This is a genomic window from Stenotrophomonas sp. 10N36, from assembly GCF_056395005.1.
The window spans coordinates 26,888-52,988 of sequence record NZ_JBFTIS010000005.1 but is presented as its reverse complement, the minus strand read 5'-3'; the positions used below and the strand labels follow the sequence as shown (position 1 = coordinate 52,988).

Sequence of the window (26,101 nt, the reverse complement as noted above, 5' to 3'; positions counted from 1 at the left end):
GCGGGCGGAGTATGTGGCCATTACGCACCGCCATATGCACGGCCATTCCCCCGCAAACGCAGCCATTGCAGGCACTGCGCGGCATGGGCACGCGTGGGTGCGGCTGGCTTGACGATTTTCTGAGGTTTCTCCCACGCGTCCTTAACCCGGCGCTGCACAGCATTGCCCCACCCCGGCATTCCGTCGGTGGGCTCCGGAGACCTTCCATGACCCAGCAGCGCAAGCAGGATTCCCAGAATCAACGCGACCAGCAGCAACAGCAGCAGGAAGAGCAGCAGCGCAACCAGAACCAGCAGCAGGGGTGGCAGGACGAGGAGGAGTGACGGCCACCGGCAAGGCCCCCCCGGAAGCCCCGCGTAATGCGGGGCTTCTTCGTTTGCGCCGGGCTGCGGCGCATCGCGTAGCATGCGGGCATCAAGCAACCGGACGCTGTGATGCACGCCAGGACGACGCAACTGTGGCAGTGGGTGATGGTGCTGTGCCTGCTGCCGGTACTGGCGCTGGCCGCGCCCACCCCCATCCCCGACCTGCACGACCCGGTGGTGGACACCATGCAGGTGCTGTCGGCCGATGAAGCCCAGCACCTCCGCACCCAGGCGCTGGAGCTGCAGGCACGGCGCGGTGCGCAGCTGCAGGTGCTGGTGGTCGACAGCGCCGGTGACGAGGGCATCGAAGCGTATTCGCAGCGTGTGTTCGACCAGTGGCAGATCGGCCGCAAGGGCGTGGATGATGGGGTGTTGCTGCTGCTGGCGATGGGCGACCGCCGCGTGCGCATCCAGACCGGTTACGGGCTGGAAGGGGCCATCCCCGATGCGTATGCGCAGCGCATCATCGACCAGGCCATCATTCCGCGGCTGCGCGAGGGCGAACCCGGCCAGGGCATCCTCGATGGCAGCGCGCTGCTGGTGGGCCTGATCGACGGCGAGGCGCTGCCGCTGCCTGCCGAGACCGACAACGTGGTGCGCCTGCCGCAGGACTGGCGCCGTGGCGACAGCATCGTGGCGCTGGCGCTGCTGGCCGGGGCGCTGGTGGGTGCATGGGCCCGCCGCGCGGGGCAGCGTGGCGTGCCCAGCCGCTGGTGGCGCGTTCCGTCGCTCATGCTTGCGGTGGTGTGCGTGGGCGCGCTGGCCTGCGCGCTGATCACCCCCGGTGCTACCGCCGCGCTGGCGATCGCCATGGGCATGCTGGTGCCGGTGGCCATGGTGCTGGGCTGGCTGTGGGTGGACAGCCGCCGGGCGCGCTGGGTGCTCTCATTCCTGCTGGTGGCCGCGGTCGGGGCCAGCGTGGCCAGTGTGTCGATGGGCCGGCCGGTTCCCAGCCTGGCGCTGCATGTGCTGCTGGTGTTTGTGCTGTCCATCGCGGTGGGCCTGGTCACCTTGTGGGTGGCCGCGCTACGCACCAGCTGGCGCACCGGCAAGTTGGGGTTCTTCGTGCGGCTGGTGTTCCTGTGCGGGGTATCGGCGGTGTACGCGTGGCTGGTCCATCGCACCTATGCGAAGTTCGGCGATGACGCGGGCTTGGTGATGGTGATTGCCGGTGGCTTCTTCCTCTACATCACCTGGACCATGGTGATGGGCTTCCACCAGCGCCCGCAGCCGGGCAGCCGGGGCAAGGGTGGGCGGCGCACGCGGCGCAGCGACCGCGACTCGAGCAGCAGCTCGTCCAGCAGTTCGTCCAGCTCGTCCAGCAGCTGGTCCGGCGGTGGCGGGCGCAGTGGCGGCGGGGGTGCCTCGGGCAGCTGGTAGCGCCGGGTTACGCGGACTGCACGCGCCAGCCCAGTGCGGCATCTTCCAGCACCGCACCGGCATGCACGCCGCTCAGCCGCACCTGCAGGCCCTGCGCATTGGGCAGCCAACGTTGCTCGGGGAACCAGCGGCGGGTGGCATCCACCACGATCAGCAGGCCTTCGTCATCGCCCATGGGCGCGAAGTAGGGCGTGGGCGTGGACAGCGGCACCAGGCCGAAGGTGGTTTCAATCCGGGTCTGCAGCGCGGCGACGGCGTTGGTCGGCACGCCCACTTCGCTGATGCAGGTCATTTCGCTGCCGTGGAACGCGCCGGTGCGCTCCGACGCGGGCAGGCGACGGCGGGCGATGAGTTCGAGGATGAGGTCATCGGGCCCGGTGAAGTAGATGGATTCGGAATCCCACCGGCCTTCGAAGGTGAAATGCTCCTGGCCTTCGGCGTTGCGCTGGCGCGTGGCGCGCGCATCCAGCCAGGCGGTGGCGGCGGCGAAGCGGTTGTGCGGCACGTTGAAGGCGAGGTGGACACCGCCCACGGGGAGGGTGCCTGCGGGGATGAGGTGGAGCTGGCTCCAGCCGAGCGTGACCGTTGCGTCATGCACGGGAAGCTGCAGCACGTCGGCGAAATAGGCGGCCGTGGCGGCAACGTCGGCAGTGGGGAGCGTGAGCTGTTCAATGCGCATGCCTGCCATGGTGCGACGGTGCGGGGCAGGCGTCTAGTGGCTACGCTGGTGTGGGCGCTTGCAGCTGTGCGGCCATGTGCTTGATGACTACGTGGATGATGGTGCGCAGCATGCGCATCTCACCTTCCCGAGTGACCCCGGCAACGCTGGCCCACTGCTGGTTTTCCTGCTCGACGGTGGCATAGAGCGCCTCGGCTTCGCCCACGATGGTGGCGGCCATGGTGGCCACCCGTCGCTGCGCCATGCGTGCCGGCAGCTTCAGCGCCACCGCTGCTTCGATGAGCACCTCTGGCGTGATGTCGGCAAAGCGCTTCACCCCCATGATGTCTCCCGCCACGGTTGATGCCTGTGGCCACGCCGCATGCTCCTGCTTGTAGGCGCGTGTGCTTCCCGCCACGGTGCTGACCAGGTCGTAGTGCGGCGCCAGGTCGATACCGTCCTTGCCCACGCTGAAACTCAGGTTCTTCAAATGGGCGTCATCGTTGCCGGTCAACACATTGAAGACCAACCAGTCGAACAGGCGACGCCTTGCGCTGAGTTTCTCGCGGCAATGCTCCACGATGGCGGCCAGGTTCTGCACGGTTGCAGAGGCGTACTTGGCACTACGTGGCAGGTTGAGCAGCTGGCAGCCGTCGATGGCATGCAGGCGACGGACGCCGTCGCCGGTGACCTCGCGGTCGAAGCGCGCGATCAGGAACACCGGCTCGGGCACGTAGCGGCGTTGCACATCGGGGGTTGCCAAACCCATGGCACGCGCCAGCCGCAGGGTGAACCACTCGTTGATCACCGTGTGGGGGTAATCGGGATCGCTGCTGTCGGGCTTGAGGATATGCGTGGACGCTGCATCGCCGACTGGCTGGTACAGGCCACCGTCTTCAATCACCGCCAGCTTGTGCTGCGCACCGGCGAGCGACATGCGCTTTTCCGCACCACTGCTGAGCGAGAACCGCGGCAGTTTGCCGATGCGGCGGGACAGCTCCGCGTCTGACAAGGGCACCCGGGTGCCCGGTGCCAGCGTTTTGCCGGGCGGCAGCAGCGTCAGTGAACCGGCCGACTCGGCGCCATCGTGAGCCAGCAGGGCAAAGTCATCGTTGCCTGCGATGTTCGCTTCGGTGGCGATGCGTACACGCAGGTGCTCTTCGGGCAGCAGGTTGTCGAAGTACCACTGCACCGGCCGCGACGTGCCGCCATCGACAATGCGTGCATCGCGGCGCGGCAGCCACGGCGACAGATCGAATCCATCGGGAGTGTCACGCCAAGCCGTCGTGTACTCGAAGCGCCACAGGTTGCGGTGCTCCTGCAGGGTGCCCACAGACTGGCCCTCGATGGTGGCCAGGAGTGAACGCTCGGGTGCATGCATGCCTTCCATCGCCACGCTGTCTGCGGCCGATGCCTCACCGGTGCTGGGGGGCGTTGGGTTCACGGCGTGCGTGCCTTCTTCTTCGGCTGCTCGTGCAGCCGCGCCATGGCAGCATCCGGAACGTCGATCTCAACCTGCAGACCGAGCTCGCTCAACACATTGAACAGCTTCTGCCATTGCACGGTTCCGCCGCCGCGTTCGACCTTGGCCAGGAAGTTCTCGCTGACGCCAATACCCTCTGCGGTGTCGTCCTGCCGCATGCCCTGGTACTTGCGGGTGGCGCGCACCAAGGCACCCAGATCTTCGGCGCGTTGCAGCTTGACCTTCATGAGGAATCCTCGCGATCGTGTGGATCTCTTGGCTTGAAGCTGGAGAGTACGCCATATTCCTTATGAACGTGAGGATTCAGTCGGCACATGGCCCCTTCTGATCAAATTCCTTATGTTTGTAAGGATTAACAAGCATTCCGTCGCTAAAGGGAGAGAAATCCTCACGATTGAAAGGATTTTTCGGGCCGGTCGGTTCCGGCCGGAAAAGATCGCGGGGGCCGCCAATGACGGCCATCTCCCACGCCGCAGCAACTTGCCTTACCCCGCCTGCGGCAGCGGTGCATCCACCGCCACCAACCCACGCGCGCGCAGCGCCTGCCAGAACGCAGCCGGAATCTCCGCATCCAGCATCGCCAGGTTCTCTGCGATGCGGCTCGGCTGGCTGGCGCCGGGAATCACCGCCGCCACGGCCGGATGCGCCAGCGAGAACTGCAGCGCGGCCGCGCGGATGTCCACGTTGAACTCGGCGCACACCGCGCGCAGGGCGTCCACGCGGGCCAGGATCTCTGGCGTGGCCTGCTGGTATTCGTAGTGCGTGCCGCCGGCCAGGATGCCGGAGTTGTACGGGCCGCCCACCACGATGCCCAAGCCGCGCGCGGTGCTGGCCGGCATCAGGGCGCGCAGCGCGTCGGCGTGGTCCAGCAGGGTGTAGCGGCCGGCGATCAGGAAGCCGTCCGGGTCGGCCTGCTGCAGCGCCATTTCGCAGGGCTCGACGCGGTTGACGCCCAGCCCCCAAGCGCTGATGACGCCTTCTTCGCGCAGCCGGGTCAGGGCCTTGGCCGCGCCGTTCATGGCGATGTCGAACACGTCGCGCCAGCCTTCGCCGTGGAAGTCGCGGGCCGGATCGTGAATCCACACGATGTCCAGGCGGTCGGTCTTCAGGCGCGCCAGGCTGGCCTCGAGGGCGCGCAGGGTGCCGTCGGCGGTGTAGTCGTAGACGATCTTGTTGGGCAGGCCGTGCTCGAACAGGCCGCCCTTCTCGCCGAGGTCGCGCTGGGTGGTGTCTTCGCGCTCATCCAGGATCAAGCGCCCCACTTTCGTGCTGAGCACGTAGTCGTCGCGCCGGTGCTGCTGCAGCGCCGTGCCCAGCCGGATCTCGGCAAGGCCGGCGCCGTACATGGGGGCGGCGTCGAAGTAGCGGATGCCCTGTTGCCAGGCGGCCTCGACGGTGTCGAGGGCTTCCTGCTCGGGGATGTTGCGGTACATGTTGCCTAGTGGGGCAGTGCCAAAGCCCAGCCGGCCGGGAACGGAAATGCGCATGGGTGTCTCGATGAAAAGGGGGAGGGGGGAAAGCGGTCGTGCTCAGGCCTCTGCGGTTGCCCGCGTTACCGCGCCGGGCGCGTTGTCGGTGGCCGTGCAGGTGTGGAACAGCGGCAGGACGTACTCGGCGATTTCGTGGAAGGTGTCATCCAGCGGGCGCTGGTTGCGGCGCACGTGCAGGCCGATGTGGTCCACACCGGCAGCTCGCATGGCCTGCAGCTCCTGGATCAGCGCGGTGCGGCCGCCACTGAAGCCGAAGCGCCAGCGCTTCATGGGCGCGTCGGGGCGCGCATCCAGCTCCAGGTGGATGAAGCTGGCATAGGGTTTGGCACCGGCCACCGCGCGCCACGCGGCCACGCGATGTGCGTGCTCCGCCGGCGTGCCGGGGAAGGCCAGGCTGCCATCCATGTGCTGGCCGATCCATGCAGGGGTTTGCTGCGACAGCCCGGCCACCAGCAGCGGCAGCGGCGCGGACGGGCGGGGCAGCAGGTCCAGCGGTTCGGGCAGGTGCGCGCGCGCGTGGTCGCGCAGCAGCGCTATCTGATTGCGGAAGCTGGCACCGCGGCTGGGGAAGTCACGGCCGAACAGCGGGTATTCCACCGGGCGGTCACCGCTGGCCACGCCCATCAGCAACCGGTTGCCGCTGAGCTGCTGCACGGTGGCGGCCGCCTTGAGGGTCAGCAGCGGCTCGCGGATGGGCAGCACCACGGCGGCGGTGCCCAGCAGGATGTTCTGGGTGATGCCGGCCAGGTAGCCAAGGTAGCTGAACACCTCGAACACCTGCGCGGCATCGCCGAAGGATGGGTCGTACACCGGCACGTCGCGCACCCACAACGCCCGGAAGCCGAGCTGGTCCACTAGCTTGGCCAGGCCCGCATGGCGCTGCATGTCCGGTTCGCCGGGCAGCCGGCCGCTGTTCCGGCGGGCGAGTTCGCCGGCGGGTGTCCAGTCGTTGTCCAGCGGCGCTTCCACACCGATGCTGAAGCCGCCGGCGGTGAGGCGGGAGAGGGCGCTGGCGTTGGATGCGTGCGAGACGGGGGACATGGGGAGATCCAGTGGAGGCCGGTGGTTCGGATGCCGGACAGTCTGGTGGCTGGATCTTTGCGGAGTAAGCGGGGAATGCGGGAATTTCTTTTGCGCTGGAATCAATAGTTACGGTTTCTCCCAGGCCAGGGCAGGCCCCGCCATTGCGCCCCACCTGAAATTTGATGGTGAATGCAAAATTAAATTGCAATTCAATCTCGGAGATGCAATTTAATCTTGCATGGCCAAGCGAACTCCCCCTCTGATGCCGCGTGCCCAACGCCAGCTGCGTGCGCTGGGCGAACGCCTGCGCACGGCAAGAATGCATCGCGAACCATAACGGTGACCTTCTGACGGTCGGCTATCTTGGTAGCGGTTACTGGACAGAAATTCATGAGTGCTATCCGGATGAGATACAGGGCTGCATCGGTGAAAGAGTCGAGCTCAAGTACCTTGAAAAGAAACCTCCCTGCCCAAGGGAAAAGTCATCCTCTTCGGTGCTTGCGCAGGGCAGCCAGACTGTGGCTGCACGCAGACCGGTCCGGGACCGATTGAGACAATGGGCTATCTCCGCGAAAAACTGAGTTCACCCTTTGCCAGGAAGTGGGGCGCCCTGATTGGCTTCGCCACGGTGCTCCTGTTCCTGTCCAATCCGGAGCTGCTGTCGGTGGTGCTGCTGGTAAATGTGATTGGCGTTGATGTATTCATCCTGCTCGTTGGCATGCAGCTGCGGCAGAACTGGTCGGTCATCTCCATGTTCATCATTGCGCCGTGCTGGGTCAGGATCAAAAAGCTGCTCAAGGCGTAGTGAAGCCGCTGCCGAAACGGCGATGTCCTGGTGCATCTAGCCCTATGCATTAACGTGCAGTGTATTCTCGTGAGCTTGGATTTTTCGTGGTGCTGAGCGATTGCGATAGCTCATCCACCCCCACCCCGATCCAACTGCCGATACCCGATCGCCTCGGCCACGTGCGCCGTCCGAATCTCCTCACTCCCCTCCAGGTCGGCCACCGTCCGCGCCACGCGAAGAATGCGATGCATCGACCGCGCGGACAGCTGCAGCCGTTCCACAGCATCTTCCAGCAGCTGCCTGTCCGGTGTGGACAGCCGGCAATGCTGCGCCAGCTCTCCGGGTTGCAACTGTGCATTGGCCTTCCCGCTGCGGCCCAGTTGCACTTCGCGTGCCGCCACGACCCGCGCCCGCACCGTGCTGCTGTCTTCGCCGCACGGCGTGTCATCGCGGAGTTCGTGCGGCTCCAATCGCGGCACCTCCACATGCAGGTCGATGCGGTCCAGCAGCGGGCCGGACACGCGACCGCGGTAGCGTTGGATGCCATCGACCGCGCAGCGACAGCGCCCGCTCCGGTCGCCGGCCCAGCCACAGGGGCAGGGATTCATCGCAGCCACCAGCTGGAAGCGTGCGGGAAACGCCTCACTGCGCGACGCGCGCGCGACGACCACCTGGCCCGACTCCAATGGCTCGCGCAGCACCTCCAGGGCGTGCCGGCTCCATTCGGGCAGCTCATCCAGGAACAGCACGCCGTTGTGCGCCAGCGATATTTCGCCCGGACGCGGGAACGAGCCGCCGCCCACCAGCGACACCGCGCTGGCCGTGTGATGCGGGGATCGGTACGGGCGCTGCCGCCAACGCGCGGTGTCGATGCCGCCGCCGGTGCAGGACGCCACCGTGGCGGTCTCCAGTGCCTCCAGCTCGGTGGCGTCGGGCAGGATGCCGGGCAACCGTGAGGCCAGCAGCGTCTTGCCGCAGCCCGGCGTGCCGATCAGCAACAGGTGGTGGCCCCCGGCAGCGGCTACTTCCAGTGCCCGTCGTGCCTGCGGTTGGCCGCGTACGTCGCGCAGGTCGGGCATGGGCAGGCTGGCGACGTCGGCGGGCAGGGCCTTGGGCAACGTGCGTTCGCCCAGCCCGGCGCATGCTTCCAGCAGCGTCCGCGCCACGCGCACATCGGCGTGCCCGGCCAAGCCGGCTTCGGCGGCGTTTTCCGGTGGCACGATCAACGTGCGGCCAAGCCGGGCGGCGGCAAGGGCGGCAGGCAGCACGCCGTTCACCCCGCGCAGTTCACCGGTCAGCGCCAGCTCGCCCAGAAATTCGTAGCGCGACAGCACCTGCGTATCGATCTGCCCGCTGGCGGCCAGAATGCCGAGCGCGATGGCCAGATCAAAGCGACCGCCTTCCTTGGGCAGATCGGCCGGGGCCAGGTTGATGGTGATGCGGCGCTGTGGAAACTCGAACTGCGAACAGACGATGGCGGCACGCACGCGGTCGCGCGATTCGCGCACGGCGGTTTCCGGCAGGCCCACCATCTGGGTGTGCGGCAGGCCGCCGGAGAGCAGTACTTCAATGCGGACGGCAGGCGCGTTGACGCCTGCGCGGGCACGGCTGTGGACCAGCGCCAGGCTCATGCGGTTACCGGGGTTACTTGGGATGGGGGCGATGATGGCGGGTGCGTGCAGGCCGGTATGTAGGCATTCGCACCGGCGTGGCGTCGGGCTTCTGCGGTCGCGGGCGTTCATCCGCTGCCGCTAGACTGGACGCCCCCCTGCACCGCCCGAACATTCAACCTGATGGATATGCCGCACCACCCCAGCCCGGTCCGCCTCATCGCCATCGACATGGACGGCACCCTGCTCAACCCCGCCCACAAGCTCACGCCGCGGGTGAAGCAGGCCATTGCCGCGGCCCGCGCGCAGGGCGTGCGTGTGGTACTGGCCAGCGGCCGGCCGGTGTCCGGGCTGGCACCGTTCCTGGCTGAGCTGTGCATCGAGGGCGATGCGGAGTTCTGCATCGCCTGCAATGGTGCGGTGGTGGAGAACCTCGGCAGTGGCCAGCGCGTGGTCGAGTACCCGCTGAGCTTCGACGACTTCCTGTTCTGCGAACGCATCGCACGCGATCTGGGCATCCACTTCCAGGCGCTGGATGGCCGGCGCATGTACACGCCCAACCAGGACATCAGCATCTACACGGTGGCCGATTCGCACCTGTCGCACGTGCCGTTGTCGTACCGGCGGGTGGAGGACATGGACCCGGCAATGCAGTTCATCAAGCTGATGATGATCGACGAGCCGCACGTGCTGGACGCGGCGATTGCACGCCTGCCATCGGAACTGACCGAGCGTTTCGCGGTGCTCAAGAGTGCGCCGTTTTTCCTGGAAGTGTTCGACCACCGGGCGGGCAAGGGGCCGAGCCTGCAGAAGCTGGCCGCGCACCTGGGCGTGGACGCGGCCAACGTGATGGCACTCGGCGATCAGGAGAACGACCTGACCATGCTGCAGTTCGCCGGGACCAGCGTGGCGATGGGCAACGCCATCGAGGCGGTGAAACAGACGGCGCGCTTCGAAACCGCCACCAACGCCGAGGATGGCGTGGCGCTGGCGATCGAGCGATTTGTGCTGCAAACGGCCTGATGCGGGCCGGGCTCAGCCTGCCGGGGTGTCGCTGCCGCGCGCTTCCAGCTCGGCCACGGTCTTCTCCAGCGCGTCCAGCTTTTCGCGGGTCTTGAGCAGCACCGCGCGCTGTACGTCGAATTCCTCGCGGGTGACCAGGTCCAGTTTGCCCAGCCCGGCCTGCAGCGCGGTCTTGAAGGTAGCCTGCAGTTCCTCGCGCGACTGGCGCAGTCCCGGCGGGACCATGTCGCTCAGGCGACGGGCCAGGTCATCAAGGTGGTTGAGGTCGATCATGCTACTGCTCCGCAGGGTATACGCTAAGGATAGTCCGCCACGCCGGCGCCGGCACTGACCGCGCGCATCGCGTTCACCGGCGGACAGGCGTTATCCTCGCTCGCCGGAATACAGGAGCCAAGCAGAATGAAGATGGTCATGGCGGTGCTCAAGCCGTTCAAGCTCGACGACGTGCGCGAAGCACTGGCCGAGCGCGGCGTCACCGGGATCACGGTCACCGAGGTGAAAGGCTTCGGGCGCCAGAAGGGACATACCGAGCTGTACCGCGGCGCGGAGTACGTGGTCGACTTCCTGCCCAAGGTGAAGATCGAGGTGGCGGTCACCGACGGCCAGGTCGAGGAAGTGGTGGAGGCCATCGTGAAGGCCGCCGGCACCGGCAAGATCGGCGACGGCAAGGTGTTCGTGTACGACCTGGGCAGCGTGGTGCGCATCCGCACCGGTGAGCTGGACGCTGACGCGCTGTAAGTTGTGTTTGCCGGGCAGAGCCCGGCACAACGTTACGTAGCGCTGTAAGCGGGTCGGGTTGGCATGGCCGGGCGCGCGCCCGGCCTGCGGGGAACAGCGGCCGGGTTATGCGTGGCCCTTGAACCAGCGGTAGAAGCGCTTCCAGCCCACGCGCAGGCTGGCCACCCAGCGCGGGTCGGCCACCAGTGCGGCCTGCGACGGCGTGGGCGTCAGGCCGGTCAGGCGCTGGCGCATCTTCAGCAGGTTCTTCATGTCGCTGCGGCGCAGCTGGCGCGACACCGGGTGCACCGGCAGCCAGCGCGGGCTGCGCCAGGCCGAGGTGAAGTCCACCAGCACCGGTACCCCGCCGCTGACCATCACGTTGGTGCCATGCAGGTCGTTGTGGGTAATGCCGGCCGCGTGCAGGCGGGTGAGGGCGTACTGCAGCTGCTCGAAGACCTCCACGCCGACCGACTGGGCCGCGCTCAGGGTCTGGCCGGGAATGAACTCCATGCCCAGCGCCAGCCCGCCGATGGTGCCCAGCAGGGCCGGGGCATGCTTCCAGCCACTCAGGCGCTGCAGGATGCGGGCCTCGCGGCGCACCAGCAGGCGCGCCACTGGCGACAGCGGCGTGCCGCGGTAACGGGTGTAGTCCTTGACCACGGCCTGCTGGCCGTTGAGGCAGGTGCGGTAGACGTCCGGTTCAAGCAGGCGTTCGCCGCGCTTGAGCAGCTCGGCCGGGGCGGTGTCGGTGCCGACACACGAAGCAACAGGAGTATTCATGGCGTTCTTTGGGCGACCCGGTGGTCGGCGCAAAGCGTCAGGCGTACCGGTGCTGCTACTGGGGAGGGGTGGGGATCAAGATTTCGTTAATTTTAATACTCACCAGTACACCAATCCAGAGAATGTCGGAGAAATGTCGTAGCCGGGGGTGGAACAGTTCGTCACGCAGAATCGGACAATTCTGTATCACTCGCTAGAATTTCGTTCCCGATCAAGCGCTTGCGGGAACGTCCGACCGGGCAATGCGTTCAAGGAACGCCAGCAGTGCGTGGCGCAGCTGGTCAACGCCGGGGGACTCGATCGGGAAATGACCGCACTGGTCCAGCAGCACCCGCTCGCGGGGCGCGGCCAGCCGGTCGAAGAAGCGGTCGCTGATCGCCACGGGTGTCCAGGCATCGCAGGCCGGGTGGACCATGAGCACCGGGCAGCGGTCGAACTGCTCCGGCTCCAGGGCCGGGTCGGTGTCGAAGAGGGACGCGAGCAGGCCCAGCGGGACCCGGTTGCCGCCGCCGAGCGGGTCGCGGCAGACCAGCGCGGTCAGGGCGGGATCGCGTGACATACGGTCCATGTGGGTGAACCAGCGCACCGGCAGGCGCAGCCCACGGGTCAGCCGGCTCAACGGGCGAAGGGCCGGCAGCAGGGCGCGCATCCAAGGGTGGCGCACCAGCGCGGCCTGCACGTGCGGGTCGCGCGGATCGGCCAGGGTGGTCACGGCCAGGCCGCGCACCCAGGGCGATTCGGCAGCCACCAGGTAAGCCAGGTAGCCACCGATGCTGGCACCCAGCAGTACGATGGGACGCGGTCGCCGCGCATGCTCGGCCTCGATCAACGCCAGCAGCGTGCGTTTCCACGCGGCGTAGTCCACCTGCGCCCATGCCCCGCCGCTGAGCCCGTAGCCGGGCAGGTCCGGCGCCAGCACCTCGTGCCCGGCCACCGCTAGGCGCTGGGCCAGCGGCGCGAACATCCGTCCGTAGCCGCCGGCACCGTGCACCAGGATGACGGTCAACCCGGCGTCGGGCGGGCCGTGGCGATCCAGGTGCAGCGGGCCGTCCGGGCCGTCGATCCGGCACATGCGGGGTGCCTGCACGCCGGCCACGGGGTCGAAAAAGCCTTGGTAGGCCTCGCTGAGGGGCGGGTAGGCGGCGGTGACGGGGTGGCGGTGCATCGGGGTAGTCTAGGCCCCGCGTTCAGGCACGGCGCGCTGAACAGGCCTTACCGGCCGCTTGACCCCGGCGCACCCGGTGCCGACCATACGCCGTTGATCGCGACATGGGCGGCCGCCCCTCTCTGGCACGTCCCCGCCCCCTGACGCCTTACCGGTGCCGGTTTCTGCCGTGCATCGCCCCCACGTTTCGGTTCCGGCCCCGCCGGAGGAAGACTGATGACCAAGATCGTGCTGGCAGCGCTGTTCATCGCCTGCGTGCTGTATATCCATTTCCGCGGCAAGGTGCGCGCGCGCTGGTCGCGGCAGCTGCTGGACCACTCCAGCTTCATGGCCCCCATCAACGTGATCATGTACATGTTCTCGAAGGTGCCGACCACGCCGTTCCTGGACCCGGGCAAGGAATTCCCGCAGCTGGAACCGCTGCGCCAGAACTGGCAGATGATCCGCGACGAGGCGCTGGCGCTGCGCGATGCGGACAAGATCGCCGCGTCCAGCACGTTCAACGATGCCGGCTTCAATTCGTTCTTCCGCCGCGGCTGGAAGCGCTTCTACCTGAAGTGGTACGGCCCGTCGCACCCGTCGGCCAAGACGCTGTGCCCGAAGACCACCGCGTTGCTGGAATCGCTGCCGGACGTGCGCGCGGCAATGTTCGCCCAGCTGCCCTCGGGCAGCGAGCTGCGACCGCACCGCGACCCGTTCGCCGGCTCGCTGCGCCTGCACCTGGGCCTGACCACGCCCAACGACGATGGCTGCTACATCGTGGTGGATGGCATCAAGAAGAGTTGGCGTGATGGCGAGTGGATGATGTTCGATGAGACCTACATCCACCACGCGCACAACGAGACGCCCGATGACCGGGTGATCCTGTTCTGCGACATCGCCCGCCCGCTGCGCTTCGGCCTGCCGGGCCTGTTCAACCGCGCGGTGGCGTCCACGCTGCTGGCCGGTGGCGCCTCGCCGAACCTGCCGGGCGACCCCACCGGTGGGGTCAACAAGGCGTTTGGCGGCGTGTACAAGGTGCGGCTGAAGGCCAAGGCGCTGCGCGAGCGCAGCGTGGTGGCCTACCAGGTGATCAAGTGGGGCCTGGTGCTGGCGGTGATTGCCGGGATCTGGGCGATCTGAGGCCAGGGGTTCATGGGGTTGCCGGCCAGCGGCCGGCACTACCGGGCACAAAAAACCCGCGCTGTCGCCAGCGCGGGTTTTTTGTTGCGTGCGTGGATGGGGGCCGCACCGACCAACGGTCGGTGCCTACCGCCATCGCGGGGTTTTCCGGTCAATGCCGAACCCGACGCCGACCGGGTCAACGCTAACGCCGGCACCGATCGGGTCAATGCCAACGCCGGCACCGACCGGGTCAACGCCGACGCCGGCACCGACCGGTAGAGCCGACCGTTGGTCGGCTGGCCGCGCGCAGCGCGGCAACGATCGACACCGACGCTTACCGCATCAGCCCTTCAGGGCCGCCGCCACGAACGGCGGGGTCACCAGCACGCCGGTGTGCAGCGCGGCGGTGTAGTACAGCGTATCGAACGCCTTGCCAGCCGAATCGGCCTGGCGGAAGTCGAAGCTGCTCTCGCCCTTGCGGGCCAAGGTCACGCTCCACCAGCCGGTCGGGTAGCACGGCTGCGGGAACGGCAGGGTCTTGAACGAGCCGAAGCCCGCCTTGCCCATCTCAGTGCGCATTTCGTTGATCAGGTCCAGCTGCATCAGCGGCGATTCGGACTGCTGCACCAGGATCCCGTCGTCCTTGAGCGCCTTGAAGCAGCTCTCGTAGAAGGCCTTGTTGAACAGGCCTTCGCCCGGGCCCACCGGGTCGGTGGAGTCCACGATCACCACGTCCACGCTGCCGGCCGGGCAGTTGGCCATGTAGGCCACGCCGTCATCGAACATCAGCTCGGCGCGCGGATCGTCGTTGGAATCGCACAGCTCCGGGAAGTGCTTGCGGGCCATCACGGTGACCTGCTCGTCGATATCGCACTGGGTCACGCTCTCCACGCCCGGGTGCTTGAGCACTTCGCGCAKGGTGCCGCAGTCGCCGCCGCCGATGATCACCACGCGCTTGGGCGCGGCGTGGGTGAACAGCACCGGGTGGCTGATCATCTCGTGATAGAAGAAGTTGTCCTTGCTGGTCAGCATGATGGCGCCATCGATGGTCATCAGGTTGCCCCAGTCGGTGGTCGCGAAGATCTCGATCTTCTGGAACGGCGACTGCACTTCATCCAGCTTGCCGGTCAGGCGGTAGCCGATGGCCGAGCCGGTGCGCTCGAAATGCTCGATGTACCAGTTGTTGTTGTCAGTCATGGAATAGCAGTCCTGTTCGGAAGGGTATTGGAGCCGGGCTGGCGGCGGTGCCGCGTGGCGCAAGCCACGTCCGGACGGGTTGCCCGTTCAGGTTTGAAGCCTGAGCACGGGCGCGGGCGCGCATGATAACGGAGCTGTCGCCACATAGGCGTTATCATGCACCCCCTTTTTTACCAACCAGGCCCACTGAAATGACCGATTGGTCCCTCGACCAAGCCCGCAAGACCTACTCGATTCCGCATTGGGCGGATGGCTACTTCGACGTGGATCAGGCAGGACACATGGTGGTGAGACCGACTGGCCAGGACGGCCCGGTGGTGTCCTTGCCCAAGATCGTGGACGCCGCCCGCGAGGCCGGTGCCAAGCTGCCGCTGCTGGTGCGCTTCCCGGACATCCTGGGCCAGCGCCTGGGCAAGCTGCAGGCCGCGTTCGCGCAGGCCCAGGCCGACTGGGAGTACCCGGGCGGCTACACCGCCGTGTACCCGATCAAGGTCAACCAGCACCGTGGCGTGGCCGGCACCCTGGCCAGCCACCACGGCGAGGGCTTCGGTCTGGAAGCGGGCAGCAAGCCCGAGCTGATGGCCGTGCTGGCGCTGTCGCGCCCGGGCGGGCTGATCGTCTGCAACGGCTACAAGGACCGCGAGTACATCCGCCTGGCCCTGATCGGCCGCAAGCTGGGCCTGCAGACCTTCATCGTGATCGAGAAGCCGTCCGAGCTGAAGCTGGTGCTGGAGGAATCCAAGGCGCTGGATGTGAAGCCGGGCCTGGGCGTGCGCATGCGCCTGGCCTCGCTGGGCGCGGGCAAGTGGCAGAACAGCGGCGGCGACAAGGCTAAGTTCGGCCTGTCCCCGCGCCAGCTGCTGGACCTGTGGAAGTCGCTGCGCGACACCGAATACGCCGACTGCCTGAGTCTGCTGCATTTCCACATGGGCTCGCAGATCTCCAACGTGCGCGACATCGCCAACGGCATGCGCGAAGCCACCCGCTACTTCGTGGAGCTCTCGCGCCTGGGCGCGAAGATCACCCACGTGGACGTCGGCGGCGGCCTGGGCGTGGATTACGAAGGCACCCGCTCGCGCAGTTTCTGCTCGATCAACTACGGGCTGAATTCGTACGCCAGCAACATCGTGCAGCCGCTGGCCAATGCCTGCGAAGAACACGGCCTGACCCCGCCGCGGATCGTCACCGAGTGCGGCCGCGCGATGACCGCGCACCACGCGGTGCTGATTGCCAACGTGTCCGAAGTGGAAGAGGCGCAGGAAGGCCGCGTGCCGGACCAGCACGACGACGAGCCGGCAGCGATCCGCCACCTGCGCGAGATCCACGCCGAGCTCGACGAGCGCCCGGCGGTGGAGCTGTTCCAGGAAGCGCAGCACTTCCATGCCGAAGGCCTGTCCAGCTATGCGCTGGGCCAGATCGACCTGCCGCAGCGGGCGCGCATCGATGACCTGTTCTACGCCATCGCCCATGCGGTGCGTGCGCGCCTGAGCTACGACGAGAAGAGCCATCGCCCGGCGCTGGACGAGTTGAACGAACGCCTGGTGGACAAGTATTTCGTCAACTTCAGCGTGTTCGAGTCGATTCCCGATGCGTGGGCCATCGACCAGGTGTTCCCGATCGTGCCGATCGAGCGCCTGAACGAGGCGCCGCAGCGCCGCGGCATCATCGCCGACATGACCTGCGATTCCGATGGCATGGTCAAGACCTACGTCGAGAACGAGAGCCTGGACAGCTCGCTGCCGCTGCACGCGCTGAACCCGGGCGAGAGCTACCGCATCGCCTTCTTCATGGTCGGCGCGTACCAGGAAATCCTGGGCGACATCCACAACCTGTTCGGTGATACCGACGCGGTGGAAGTGCTGGCCGATGCCGATGGCTACGCGATTACCCAGCAGCGCCGCGGCGACACCACCGACGTGATGCTGGATTACGTGGGTTACAGCCTGGCCGACCTGCGTGCCAGCTATGCCGAACGCGTGGCGGCGGCGAAGCTGTCGCCGGAGCGCGCGCAGGAGCTGTCCGACGCGCTGGAAGCGGGCCTGACCGGGTACACCTACCTGTCCGACGAGCCGCTGGCCTGAGCCAGCGGCACCCGCGTAGCGCCGGGCTCTGCCCGGCTGCTTGCTGCGGCACGCTTCCCGTTGCCCGGCATACCGCCGGGCAGAGCCCGGCGCTACGTAGCGGCTTGGTTTCCTTTTTCAACACGGCAGCCGGCTCATGAGCGCACGCGCGATCTTCCATCTGTTCCTGCATGCCGCCGTGCCGGCGTTGCTGGCGTGGATGTTCTGGCGCAAGCGCTTTCTGTCGGCGTGGGCGCTGCTGTTGCTGGGCTGGATCATCGACCTGGACCACCTGCTGGCCGACCCGATCTACGCCCCGAACCGCTGCAGCATTGGCTTCCATCCGCTGCATACCGCGCCCGCGATTGCGGTCTATGCGGGCCTGTGTGTACCGAAGAAAACACGGTTGTTCGGCATCGGGCTGATCATCCACATTGTGCTGGACGCGATTGATTGCTGGTGGATGCACCAGGCTCGTTGAAACACCGACCATCCGATCACCCCCGGTAGAGCCGACCGTTGGTCGGCTGACGTACACCACGGACACGTTCGGCTGTTCGCGAAATGCAGCCGACCATACGAGCGTCCGCGATTTCAGCCCGGGTAGAGCCGACCGTTGGTCGGCTGACGTGCACCACGGGCACGTTCGGTTGTTCGCGAAATGCAGCCGACCAACGGTCGGCTCTACCAGCACTGGCGCGTTCGGTTGTTCGCGAGGTGCAGCCGACCACACGAGCGTCCGCGATTTCAGCCCGGGTAGAGCCGACCGTTGGTCGGCTGACGTACGCCACGGACACGTTCGGTTGTTCGCGAAACGCAGCCGACCAACGGTCGGCTCTACCAGCACTGGCGCGTTCGGTCGGTCGCGAAATGCAGCCGACCAACGGTCGGCTCTACCCGCATTTGGGTCCGGTAGGGCCGACCGCCGGTCAACCCGCCGGCAGCGTCAACGTCGCGCGCAGTCCCGGGTGCGTATTGGCCAGCACCAAGGTGCCGCCGTAACTCTCGGCGATGTCGGCCACGATCGCCAGGCCCAGGCCGTTGCTGGAGGCACGCTCGTCCAGCCGCACGCCACGCTCCAGCACGTGCTGCAGCTCCGCGTCCGGCAGCCCCGGGCCGTCGTCATCCACGCGGATGTGCAGTTCATTACCGACGTGGCGCACGCTGACACGCACCGTATGCGCGGCCCACTTGCCGGCGTTGTCGAGCAGGTTGCCGAGCATTTCCTCCAGGTCTTCGCGCGCACCGGCAAACAGACCCTGCGCATCCGGGTCCTGTTCGAACACCAGCCCACGTTCGTTGTGCACACGCTGCATCAAACTGCACAGCGCGCCCATCACCGGGGCCACCACGGTGCGCTGCTGGCTGTCGGCACCGATTCCGGCCGCCAGGTAGCGTTCGATGCTGGCCTGCATGCGCGCGGTTTCGCTGCGCAGGGTCTGGCGCCAGTCGCTGCCATCGCCCTCGGCTTCGGTCATCAGCACCGTCAGCGGCGTCTTCAAGGCATGGGCGAGGTCCTCGGCACTGCGACGCGCACGTACCACCATGCGCTGATGGTGGTCGAGCAGGTCGTTGAGCTGCACCGCCAACGGCGCCACCTCCCTGACCAACCCCTGCTGCGGAAAGCGCACGTTGTCACCGTTGCGGACCTGGCCGGCGATGCGGCTCAGCTCGGCCAGCGGGCGCAGGCCGTAATGCACCTGGGTGACCAGCACCGCGAACCACAGCGCCACCAGCACGGCCAGCGCCAGCGCCGTGCGCTGGCGGAACGCGCTGACCTGGGCATCCAGATCGCTGCGGTCGGTGGCCACCACCACGCGCAGCGGCGTGGGCACGCGCGGCAACGTGACCTGCTGGGCCAGCGCACGCAGGGGGGCATGCAGCGGACCGGTGGTGTCGAAGGCCTGCGCCGGCCCGGTGCGGAGTGTCGCCGGGGTGGCCAGGGTTTCATCCCACAACGAGCGCGATTGCCCCAGCGGCTGGCCCTTGGCGTCCTGCACCTGCCAGTAGGTACCGGAAAACACCCGCTGGTAGCGCTCGTCGAACAATTCGCGGCGCAGCTGCAGGCGGCCCTGCGCATCGCTTTCGGCCAGCGCCAGCACCGCGATCAGTTCGTTGCCCAGGCGCTGGTCCAGCGCGCTGCGTGCCGAACGCTCAAACATCGCCCCCAGCCACCAGGTGGCCAGCGCCGACACCAGCACCAGGCCCACGCCACCGGCGAGCAGCAGGCGGGTACGCAGCGAGCCGGTGTTCATGGCTGCGCCGACAGGCGGAAGCCCTGCCCGCGATGGGTGTGGATGAGGTCGCTGCCCAGCTTGCGGCGGATCCGCCCGATCAGTACGTCCAGCGTGTTGGAATCGGGATCGAAGCCGGCCTCGTACACGTGTTCGCCCAACCGTGAGCGGCTGATCACCACGTCGGGATGGTGCAGGAAGTAGCTCAGGATGCGCTGCTCCTGCGGGCTCAGGTGCAGCAGTTCGCCGTCCAGCTCGAAGCGGCCGGCGTTGACGTCCAGCAGCAGTGGTCCGCATTGCAGGCGCGGGCTGGCATGGCCGGCGCTGCGCCGGATCAGCGCACGCAGGCGCAGCAGCAGTTCTTCGGGCTGGAACGGTTTGGTCAGGTAGTCGTCGGCCCCGGCATCGAAGCCGGCCAGCTTGTCGTGCCAGCGCGCCCGGGCGGTCAGCACCAGCACCGGGAAGCCGCGCCCGGCCTGGCGCCAGCGCTCGATGATGCTCAGGCCATCCAGCCCGGGCAGGCCCAGGTCGACCACCGCCGCGGCGATGTCTTCGATCTGGCCCAGCTCTTCGGCCTGGCGGCCCTCGGCGCTGTGCAGCACCAGGTAGCCGGCCTCTTCCAGCAGGGCCTGCAGCCGGTTGGCCAGCAGGGCATCGTCCTCGGCAAGCAGGATCCGCATCAATCTTCTTCCATCTTCAACAGGCGCCCGGTAGCGGCATCGTAATCCAGCTCCATCACCACGCCGTTGGCGCCCAGGATCTCGATCTCGTACTTGCCGTCGTCCAGTTCCACTTCCACCAGCTTGCCGGGGTAGCGGCGCAGCGCGTCGGCCACCACCTGCTGCAGGGGTACCAGGCGGCCCTGGCGCACGGCCTGGCGCACCGCCTCCTGCTGGCGGCTGCCGCCGTCGTGCACGCGCACGGGCTCCTGCGGGCTCAGCGCCAGCAGCACGGGAAGCAACAGGGAAGCGGTCATGGACATGCCACACGGTATACGCCGCCCGTCTAAACATTGCCTAACAGCCGGGCTCATGGTCCGCTTAGGTGCGCTTGCCAGACTGGCGGTGCCGGAATCGACCGGCCCCTTCTGGAGATCCCCCATGAACAAGCTGATCCTGGCCGCCGCCCTTGCCACCGCGCTGGTATCCACCCCGGCCTTCGCCGCCGACCTGAGCGCTGCCGACGTACAGGCCAAGCTGCGCGCCGCCGGCTACACCCAGGTGCATGAGCTGGAACGCGACGATGGCCTGTGGGAAGCGGACGTCACCCGTGCCGATGGCAGCTTCGAAGAAGTGATCGTGGACCCGGCCACCGGTGAGATCTTCGACCCGCGCAGCACCCGCGCGCTGCTCGACGCCGGGCAGATCCTGGCCGTGGCCCAGAAGGCCGGTTTCCGTCAGGTGGAGTCCTTCGAACGCGACGGTGCCACCTGGAAGCTGGAGGCCCGCAACGCGCGCAACCAGCGCGTGGAAGTGCGCATGAGTGGCCACGACGGGCGCGTGTTGTCGAGCAAGCGCGAAGGCTGGTGGGACTGAGCCCCGCGCCGCCGGTGATGCGGATGCAGAAACGGCCGGGGTGACCGGCCGTTTCGCTGTGGTGCGTTACCTCACCAGCCGTACGGCGGCGGGTAGTCCCAGTAGCCCGGGCCAGGGCCGTAGCCATAGCCGCCATACCCACCGTAGGGGCCGAAGCCCGGACCCTTGCCCTCGCTGACGCGGATGTTCAGGTTGACGTTGTGGGTCTTGCCTTCGTCGGTGGTGTAGTTCTTGCTGAGGTTCACTTCGGCCGCGTTGTAATGGGTATTGCCGAAGTTCTTGGCGTAGCCGATGCCGGTGGTGATGCTGCCGTTGACCCGCAGCTTGTCGTCGGTGACATCGGCGATGCCGTTGGCCGCACCACGGTCGCTCAGGCGGCGGCCGCTCTTGTCGCCGTAGAAGGTGCCGGGCGGGTCGCCGCGCAGCGAGCCATCGCCCAGGTACTGCATGGGCGCTTCCGGGACGGCCAGGTTGAGACCGGTCGCTGATTGCGGGCCGGTGGCCCCTGCCGCGGACTGGGCCAGGGCAACCCCGGGGGCAAGCAGGCACAGCAGCAGCGAAAGCGAGCGGATCATGATGGGCTCCGGAACGGGCGGGCAGCACGCAGGCCGCCGACAGCGCTGACGCTATCACCGGCTGCTTGAACGATGCCTGTCATGGCAGCGCCTCCAGGGGAACTTTACTCCAGCCGCTCGAACCCGAACAGCGCGGCCAGCGGGTGCTTGCGGCGCTCGATGCGGGCACGCAGCAGGCCGGCGCCGATCATCGAATAGGTGATGCCGTTGCCGCCGTAGGCCATGCCGAACAGGACCCGTGGCCCCCATTGCGGGTGCGGACCGAAGAAGGGCAGGCCGTCGGCGGTCTCGGCAAACGTGCCCGCCCAAGAGAAGGCCGGCTGCAGCGGCAGGTGCGGAAAGAGCTTGCCCACCTTCTTCAGCAGGCGCGCGGCCTTGGCGTCCACGCGCCGGTCGCGCCGGGCCGGAATGTCCACCGCATCGTCCTCACCGCCGATCAGCAGGCGCTGGTCGCCGGTGCTGCGCATGTACAGGTAGGGCCGCGCGGACTCCCAGACCATGGTCTGGGCCAGTGGCCCCAGCAGGTCGGCCGGGATCGGGTCGGTGATGAAGGCGTAGCTGCTGCGGTTGCGCGCCACCGAGGGCTTCAGCCAGTGCTGGTTGGCGTAGCCGGCAGCCATCACCACGTGCCCGCAGCGGATGCGCACGCCCTCGGCGGTGGTGGCGGTTACCCCGCGTGCGGTGGGCACCAGCGTGGCCAGGGTGGTGCGGTCGTGCACCTGGCAGCCGTTCTTCTGCAACCGCGCCAGCAGCCGGTAGGTCAGGCAGTAGGGGTCCACGCGCGCGGCCAGCCCGCTGAGGATGGCGCCCGGCGCGTCCACGCCGAATTCGTCCTGTACCGCATCACGGTCCAGCCAGCGCACGTCGAAGCCATGCCGCTGGCGCAGCGCGAATTCTTCCTGCAGGACGGCGCGGTGCCGGCGTTTGCTGGCGTAGTACAGGCTGTGCATGGGATGGCAGTCCACCCCCTTGAGACCGCGGGCGACCTCGCGCAACGCGGGAATCGCGGCGGCGCAGGCCTGGTAGGCCTGTACGGCGGCGGTTTCGCCGTACTGCCGGGCCAGGTCGATCAGGTGGGTATCGATCTCGTATTGCAGCAGCGCGGTGCTGGCGGCGGTGCTGCCCCAGCCGATGTCGCGTTGTTCGATCACCGCCACATCGTGGCCGTGGGCGCACAGTTCGTTGGCGATCAGCGCGCCGGTGATCCCGCCGCCCACCACCAGTACATCACACTGCAGGTCGTCGCGCAGGGGCGGGAAGGCGTGCATCAACCCGTTGCGCACCGCCCAGAACGGGTAACCACTTTTCAGGTCCATGCAGGGCTCAGGCGGTGGGGTGGCCGGTATGCGGGGTCTGGATCAGCGGCCCCAGGTCAAAGCCCTGCTGACGGGCCTGGGCCAGGTAGTGGTCCTGCACGGTGGTATCCAGCGCGGGGGTGCGCGACAGCAGCCACAGGTATTTGCGATCGGGGCTGCCGACCAGTGCGACGCTGTAGTCCGGCGCCACCTGGATCACCCAGTAGTCGCCCTTGGTGAAGGGAATCCAGCGCAGGCCCTTGGGCAGGAAGCTGACTTCCAACCGCGCGCTGTCGTTGTCCACCGGGCAGGCTTCGCCTTCGGCTTCTTCGATCTCCCCGTCCATGCGGCAGCGGTTGAGCACGGCCACGTGGCCGTTTTCCTTCAGGCTGTAATGGGCCGACACATCGGTGCACCCATCGGGCTCGTGCTTCATCGGCAGGCGGGCGATTTCATACCAGGTGCCCAGGTAGCGCGGCAGCTTGAGGTCCGGAACGGTCTTGAGGTCGGCGTGTGTGTTCATGGGGTGCGCGAAGAGAAGGTGCAGCCACCATGCCGCGCCCACCGCCACGGGTAGGTGAAGCCCGCGCGGGCGCGGCGTGGAGAACGTTGCGTTGCCCGTGCGTGATGCACCGGCGCGGCAGGCGGCGCTATTCTGTGGGCGGGCGAAGCCTGCCTGTTTTCACTGCGATGGAGGTGCCGATGTACCACGTGATCCTGCTCAAGAGCCCGACCGACTTTGCCCGCGCGCGCTGGGAGGCGGCCGAGGACGTGGTGGACCACGAGGGCGTGGCGTACTCGCTGCGCGCCGGCCCACGCCAACCGCTGCCGACCGACCACGCCTGGGACGAGGTGGCCGTGTATGCGCCCGATGAGATCAGCGAAGAGGAATTCCAGGACTGGTATGCCAGCCTGCGGCCGCAGGTGGAAGAGCTGCGCCTGAAGTACTGACGGCGGCAGGCCGGGCGCGCATACCCGGCGTGAACGAAGCCCGGTTTATAGTTCGCGCAGGCGCGGTGGTCCGCGCGAATCCTGTTGGTGCGCCGGCTTGTCTTCCCGTTCATTCCGTTCCTTCCTGCGGCCGCTGGCCTGGTTGATGCTCTGCGCCTGGCTCAGCGTGGCGCCCCTGGCGCTGGCGCAGGGCGACGATGCCGCTGCCGATGATCCGATTGTCCAGCTGGCACAAGCCGGCAAGGACCTGAAGCAGATCCAGGCGGCCCTCGACAGTGCCGATACCCCCGATACGCTCAAGACCCTGTCCGACCGCGCCTTGGCCGTACAGCGCGACGCCGATGCGGCGCGCAACGCCCTGCAACCGCAACTAGAGCAGGTGGACGCCCGCGTGGCCCAGTTGGGCGAGGTAGCCGAAGGCACCACCGAGGCGCGCGACATCACCGCCCAGCGCAAGGCGCTGAACCAGCAGCGCAGCGACCTGGCGTCGGCCATCGCACGGGCCAAGCTGCTGGCCGGCGACGCCAAGCAGGTGGGCGCGGATATCGAGAAGATGCGCGTCACCCAGTTCAGCGAGGACCTGGCGCGCAAGGTCAACTCGCCGCTGTCGCCCTCGTTGTGGAAGCAGTTCGCGGTGCACGTGCCGGCCGACTATTCGCGGCTGGTGGTGCTGTACCGCCTGGGCGAGACCGCGGCACGCAAGGCGATTGCCGAACACGGCTGGGGCGCGCCGCTGACCGGGCTGGCGCTGGCGCTGCTGATGTTCTTCCCGCTGCGGCTGTGGCTGCGCGCCGTTGGCCGCCGCTATGCCGCCTCCGAGCGCGCCCCCGACGGGCGCCTGCGCCGGTCCGGGCTGGCGGTGTGGTTGCTGGCGGTGGGCACGTTGCTGCCGGGGTTCGCGGCGGTGGTGCTGGTGGCTGCGCTGGACTCCATCGGGGCGATCCCGCCGCGGTTGGAACAGCTGGCGCTGCACTTCCAGGTGGCCACGTTCGTGGCGTCCTTCATCACCGCGCTCAGCGCCTGCCTGCTGGTGCCCAGGCGGCCGTCGTGGCGCCTGCTGAGCCTGGATGACAGCGCAGCATGGCGGCTGCGCAAATACGCCTGGGGCGCGGCCGGGCTGACCTTCCTGAGCATCCTGCTGGTGGAGATCAACCGGGCCTCGCGCACCAGTGAGATCACCACGGTGGCGGTGGACGGCCTGATCGCGATCACCTACATGGCGCTGATCGTGGCCATCCTGGTGTCGCTGGCGCGCCTGCACCGTCGCCAGACCGACGAGGCGCAGGCCAAGCTGGACGCGCAGGTCGACGCCGGGGCCAAGCAGCCCAAGGTGCCGGTGCGCAAGAGCGGCTGGATCGTGCTGGCGCGGCTGGCCGGGCACGTGGTGGTGGCCGCAGCGGTGATCGCCACGCTGCTGGGCTATCTCAACCTGGCGCTGTTCGTGGCCCAGCAGCTGGTGTGGGGCGCGGTGGTGCTGCTGGCCGCCTCGTTGCTGCTCAAGTTCGCCGACGACCTGTCGCTGTGGCTGCTGTCGCCTACCAGCCGGGTAGGCAAGAGCATCGTGCTGACCACCGGGCTCAACGATGCCAAGGTGGAACAGGCCGGCGTGCTGCTGTCGGCGGTGCTGCGCATCGGCGTGATCCTGCTGGCGGTGCTGGCGTTGACCGCGCCGTTCGGCAATCTCAATGCGTTCTTCAGCGCCATGGACTCGCTGTCCAACGGGCTGACCATCGGCACCACCACGCTCAAGCCCAGCAGCGTGCTGTATGCCGTGCTGGCCTTCCTGGTGGTGTGGGCGGTGATGCAGGCCTTCCAGAACTGGCTGACCAACACCTACCTGCCCAAGACCGATCTGGATGCCGGGGCGCGCAACTCGATCAGCACCGTCACCCGTTACCTGGGCATCATCGCGGCGGTGCTGTGGGGGCTGACCGCGCTGGGCATCGGCTTTGAAAAGCTGGCGCTGGTGGTCAGTGCGCTGTCGGTGGGTATCGGCTTCGGCCTGCAGGCGATCACCCAGAACTTCGTGTCCGGCCTGATCCTGCTGGCCGAGCGCCCGGTGAAGATTGGCGACTGGGTGAAGCTGGGCGACCAGGAAGGGGACATCAAGCGGATCAGCGTGCGCTCCACCGAGATCCAGGTGGGCGACAAATCCACCCTGATCGTGCCGAACTCCGAGCTGATCACCAAGACCATCCGCAACATGACGATGGGCAATGCGCAGGGGCGCATCCAGATCCAGTTCGCGGTGCCGCTGAGCACCGACGTGGCGGCGGTGCGGCAGATCCTGCTGGACTGCTACAGCGAACACGTGGGCGTGCTGGCCGAGCCGGCACCGTCGGTGTTCATTGATTCGATCGCCAACGGGCAGGTGGCGATCAACAGCTTTGCCTACGTGTCCGGCCCGCGCGCGGTGTATGGCGTGCGCAGCGACCTGTACTTCACGATGCTGCAGAAGTTCGCGGCGGCACATATCGCGCTGTCCTCGCCGACCGATATCCACCTGGTCCGCGATCCGGCCGCGCCGCAGGAGTAGGCAGGTACCGACCGTTGGTCGGTACGAATACCCGGTGATGCCATGGCGTGCCGACCAACGGTCGGCACCTACCGTGGGGGCGCGGACAGCGACCATGTCGGGACGAACAACCGACGATGCCACGGCATGG

General features: G+C 67.5%; 27 protein-coding genes and 1 pseudogene. 12 read left to right on the top strand and 16 right to left on the bottom strand.

The window, feature by feature from the left end; all coding sequences use genetic code 11:
* Positions 1–434 precede the first annotated feature (434 nt).
* Positions 435–1,745 carry a TPM domain-containing protein gene (locus AC1DCJ_RS07300; RefSeq protein ID WP_478070549.1) on the top strand — a complete coding sequence of 437 codons (1,311 nt, stop codon included), beginning with the start codon at positions 435–437 and terminating at the stop codon, positions 1,743–1,745.
* A 7-nt stretch (positions 1,746–1,752) separates the two neighbouring features.
* On the opposite strand, the gene AC1DCJ_RS07295 is transcribed toward AC1DCJ_RS07300, so the two are convergent.
* From AC1DCJ_RS07295 to AC1DCJ_RS07275, 5 genes are all read right to left on the bottom strand, one after another.
* Positions 1,753–2,424 (bottom strand): VOC family protein, encoded by a 672-nt coding sequence (locus AC1DCJ_RS07295; RefSeq protein WP_478070548.1) that lies wholly within the window; start codon positions 2,422–2,424, stop codon positions 1,753–1,755.
* 40 nt (positions 2,425–2,464) lie between these two features.
* Positions 2,465–3,847 carry a HipA domain-containing protein gene (locus AC1DCJ_RS07290; protein WP_478070547.1) on the bottom strand — a complete coding sequence of 461 codons (1,383 nt, stop codon included), beginning with the start codon at positions 3,845–3,847 and terminating at the stop codon, positions 2,465–2,467.
* Positions 3,844–4,113 carry a helix-turn-helix domain-containing protein gene (locus AC1DCJ_RS07285; protein ID WP_137190667.1) on the bottom strand — a complete coding sequence of 90 codons (270 nt, stop codon included), beginning with the start codon at positions 4,111–4,113 and terminating at the stop codon, positions 3,844–3,846. Before AC1DCJ_RS07285 ends, AC1DCJ_RS07290 begins: the two co-directional genes overlap by 4 nt.
* Before the next feature lie 258 nt (positions 4,114–4,371).
* On the bottom strand, positions 4,372–5,373 hold the full coding sequence (locus AC1DCJ_RS07280; RefSeq protein ID WP_478070546.1) for an aldo/keto reductase: 1,002 nt from the start codon (positions 5,371–5,373) through the stop codon (positions 4,372–4,374).
* A gap of 42 nt (positions 5,374–5,415) precedes the next feature.
* Entirely contained in the window at positions 5,416–6,417 is a 1,002-nt protein-coding gene (locus AC1DCJ_RS07275; RefSeq protein WP_478070545.1) for a TIGR03571 family LLM class oxidoreductase, read from the bottom strand.
* Positions 6,418–6,728: 311 nt separating this feature from the next.
* Here AC1DCJ_RS07275 and AC1DCJ_RS07270 point away from each other — a divergent pair.
* A pseudogene (locus tag AC1DCJ_RS07270) lies at positions 6,729–6,901 on the top strand (transposase); the annotation flags it as partial.
* A gap of 54 nt (positions 6,902–6,955) precedes the next feature.
* Positions 6,956–7,204 carry a hypothetical protein gene (locus AC1DCJ_RS07265; protein ID WP_320488974.1) on the top strand — a complete coding sequence of 83 codons (249 nt, stop codon included), beginning with the start codon at positions 6,956–6,958 and terminating at the stop codon, positions 7,202–7,204.
* Between the two features lie 110 nt (positions 7,205–7,314).
* Here the strand turns inward: AC1DCJ_RS07265 and AC1DCJ_RS07260 are convergent, their stop codons facing one another.
* Positions 7,315–8,817, bottom strand: a complete 1,503-nt coding sequence (locus AC1DCJ_RS07260; RefSeq protein WP_478070544.1) for a YifB family Mg chelatase-like AAA ATPase — start codon at positions 8,815–8,817, stop codon at positions 7,315–7,317.
* Between the two features lie 162 nt (positions 8,818–8,979).
* On the opposite strand from AC1DCJ_RS07260, the gene yidA reads away from it, so the two are divergent.
* Entirely contained in the window at positions 8,980–9,819 is an 840-nt protein-coding gene (gene yidA, locus AC1DCJ_RS07255; RefSeq protein WP_478070543.1) for a sugar-phosphatase, read from the top strand.
* A 12-nt stretch (positions 9,820–9,831) separates the two neighbouring features.
* Here yidA and ubiK read toward each other — a convergent pair whose 3' ends face one another.
* Entirely contained in the window at positions 9,832–10,092 is a 261-nt protein-coding gene (ubiK, locus tag AC1DCJ_RS07250; protein WP_313424869.1) for a ubiquinone biosynthesis accessory factor UbiK, read from the bottom strand.
* 126 nt (positions 10,093–10,218) lie between these two features.
* Here ubiK and AC1DCJ_RS07245 point away from each other — a divergent pair, with 126 nt between their 5' ends.
* A complete protein-coding gene (locus tag AC1DCJ_RS07245; RefSeq protein WP_038685739.1) occupies positions 10,219–10,557 on the top strand; it encodes a P-II family nitrogen regulator in 339 nt (112 codons plus the stop codon).
* A 105-nt stretch (positions 10,558–10,662) separates the two neighbouring features.
* Here the strand turns inward: AC1DCJ_RS07245 and AC1DCJ_RS07240 are convergent, their stop codons facing one another.
* Together AC1DCJ_RS07240 and AC1DCJ_RS07235 are read right to left on the bottom strand one after the other, a co-directional pair.
* Positions 10,663–11,319 carry an RIO1 family regulatory kinase/ATPase domain-containing protein gene (locus AC1DCJ_RS07240; RefSeq protein ID WP_038685740.1) on the bottom strand — a complete coding sequence of 219 codons (657 nt, stop codon included), beginning with the start codon at positions 11,317–11,319 and terminating at the stop codon, positions 10,663–10,665.
* A 211-nt stretch (positions 11,320–11,530) separates the two neighbouring features.
* Positions 11,531–12,484, bottom strand: coding sequence for an alpha/beta hydrolase (locus AC1DCJ_RS07235; protein ID WP_478070542.1), 954 nt, complete (start codon positions 12,482–12,484; stop codon positions 11,531–11,533).
* 216 nt (positions 12,485–12,700) lie between these two features.
* Between AC1DCJ_RS07235 and AC1DCJ_RS07230 the strand changes: the two genes are divergently transcribed.
* Together AC1DCJ_RS07230 and AC1DCJ_RS07225 are read left to right on the top strand one after the other, a co-directional pair.
* Positions 12,701–13,606: an aspartyl/asparaginyl beta-hydroxylase domain-containing protein gene (locus AC1DCJ_RS07230; protein ID WP_038685742.1), complete on the top strand. Its 906-nt coding sequence runs from the start codon at positions 12,701–12,703 to the stop codon at positions 13,604–13,606.
* A 12-nt stretch (positions 13,607–13,618) separates the two neighbouring features.
* Complete coding sequence (locus AC1DCJ_RS07225; protein WP_478070541.1) at positions 13,619–13,867, top strand: hypothetical protein; 249 nt, start codon at positions 13,619–13,621, stop codon at positions 13,865–13,867.
* Positions 13,868–13,930: 63 nt separating this feature from the next.
* On the opposite strand, the gene speE is transcribed toward AC1DCJ_RS07225, so the two are convergent.
* Entirely contained in the window at positions 13,931–14,785 is an 855-nt protein-coding gene (gene speE / locus AC1DCJ_RS07220) for a polyamine aminopropyltransferase (RefSeq protein WP_478070540.1), read from the bottom strand.
* Between the two features lie 191 nt (positions 14,786–14,976).
* On the opposite strand from speE, the gene speA reads away from it, so the two are divergent.
* Together speA and AC1DCJ_RS07210 are read left to right on the top strand one after the other, a co-directional pair.
* Positions 14,977–16,866, top strand: a complete 1,890-nt coding sequence (gene speA, locus AC1DCJ_RS07215) for an arginine decarboxylase (protein ID WP_038685744.1) — start codon at positions 14,977–14,979, stop codon at positions 16,864–16,866.
* A gap of 136 nt (positions 16,867–17,002) precedes the next feature.
* The gene (locus tag AC1DCJ_RS07210) at positions 17,003–17,326 is read left to right on the top strand and encodes a DUF6122 family protein (RefSeq protein ID WP_137190643.1); all 324 of its coding nucleotides are present in this window, start codon (positions 17,003–17,005) and stop codon (positions 17,324–17,326) included.
* A gap of 448 nt (positions 17,327–17,774) precedes the next feature.
* Here the strand turns inward: AC1DCJ_RS07210 and AC1DCJ_RS07205 are convergent, their stop codons facing one another.
* From AC1DCJ_RS07205 to AC1DCJ_RS07195, 3 genes are read right to left on the bottom strand one after another with little or no spacing between them, the layout of a single operon-like run.
* Positions 17,775–19,100, bottom strand: a complete 1,326-nt coding sequence (locus AC1DCJ_RS07205) for a sensor histidine kinase (RefSeq protein ID WP_478070539.1) — start codon at positions 19,098–19,100, stop codon at positions 17,775–17,777.
* Positions 19,097–19,759, bottom strand: a complete 663-nt coding sequence (locus AC1DCJ_RS07200) for a response regulator transcription factor (RefSeq protein ID WP_038685747.1) — start codon at positions 19,757–19,759, stop codon at positions 19,097–19,099. The genes AC1DCJ_RS07205 and AC1DCJ_RS07200 overlap by 4 nt, the downstream gene beginning before the upstream one ends.
* Entirely contained in the window at positions 19,759–20,055 is a 297-nt protein-coding gene (locus AC1DCJ_RS07195; protein ID WP_038685748.1) for a PepSY domain-containing protein, read from the bottom strand. Before AC1DCJ_RS07195 ends, AC1DCJ_RS07200 begins: the two co-directional genes overlap by 1 nt.
* 124 nt (positions 20,056–20,179) lie before the next feature.
* Between AC1DCJ_RS07195 and AC1DCJ_RS07190 the strand changes: the two genes are divergently transcribed.
* Positions 20,180–20,614, top strand: a complete 435-nt coding sequence (locus AC1DCJ_RS07190; RefSeq protein ID WP_137190640.1) for a PepSY domain-containing protein — start codon at positions 20,180–20,182, stop codon at positions 20,612–20,614.
* A 71-nt stretch (positions 20,615–20,685) separates the two neighbouring features.
* On the opposite strand, the gene AC1DCJ_RS07185 is transcribed toward AC1DCJ_RS07190, so the two are convergent.
* From AC1DCJ_RS07185 to AC1DCJ_RS07175, 3 genes are all read right to left on the bottom strand, one after another.
* A complete protein-coding gene (locus tag AC1DCJ_RS07185) occupies positions 20,686–21,189 on the bottom strand; it encodes a hypothetical protein (protein WP_137190639.1) in 504 nt (167 codons plus the stop codon).
* Positions 21,190–21,293: 104 nt separating this feature from the next.
* Positions 21,294–22,505 carry an NAD(P)/FAD-dependent oxidoreductase gene (locus AC1DCJ_RS07180; RefSeq protein ID WP_478070538.1) on the bottom strand — a complete coding sequence of 404 codons (1,212 nt, stop codon included), beginning with the start codon at positions 22,503–22,505 and terminating at the stop codon, positions 21,294–21,296.
* A gap of 7 nt (positions 22,506–22,512) precedes the next feature.
* Entirely contained in the window at positions 22,513–23,007 is a 495-nt protein-coding gene (locus AC1DCJ_RS07175; protein ID WP_137190637.1) for a lipocalin family protein, read from the bottom strand.
* A gap of 179 nt (positions 23,008–23,186) precedes the next feature.
* Here AC1DCJ_RS07175 and AC1DCJ_RS07170 point away from each other — a divergent pair, with 179 nt between their 5' ends.
* Positions 23,187–23,435, top strand: a complete 249-nt coding sequence (locus AC1DCJ_RS07170) for a hypothetical protein (RefSeq protein ID WP_038691707.1) — start codon at positions 23,187–23,189, stop codon at positions 23,433–23,435.
* Positions 23,436–23,580: 145 nt separating this feature from the next.
* Complete coding sequence (locus tag AC1DCJ_RS07165; RefSeq protein ID WP_478070619.1) at positions 23,581–25,971, top strand: DUF3772 domain-containing protein; 2,391 nt, start codon at positions 23,581–23,583, stop codon at positions 25,969–25,971.
* Positions 25,972–26,101 lie beyond the last annotated feature (130 nt).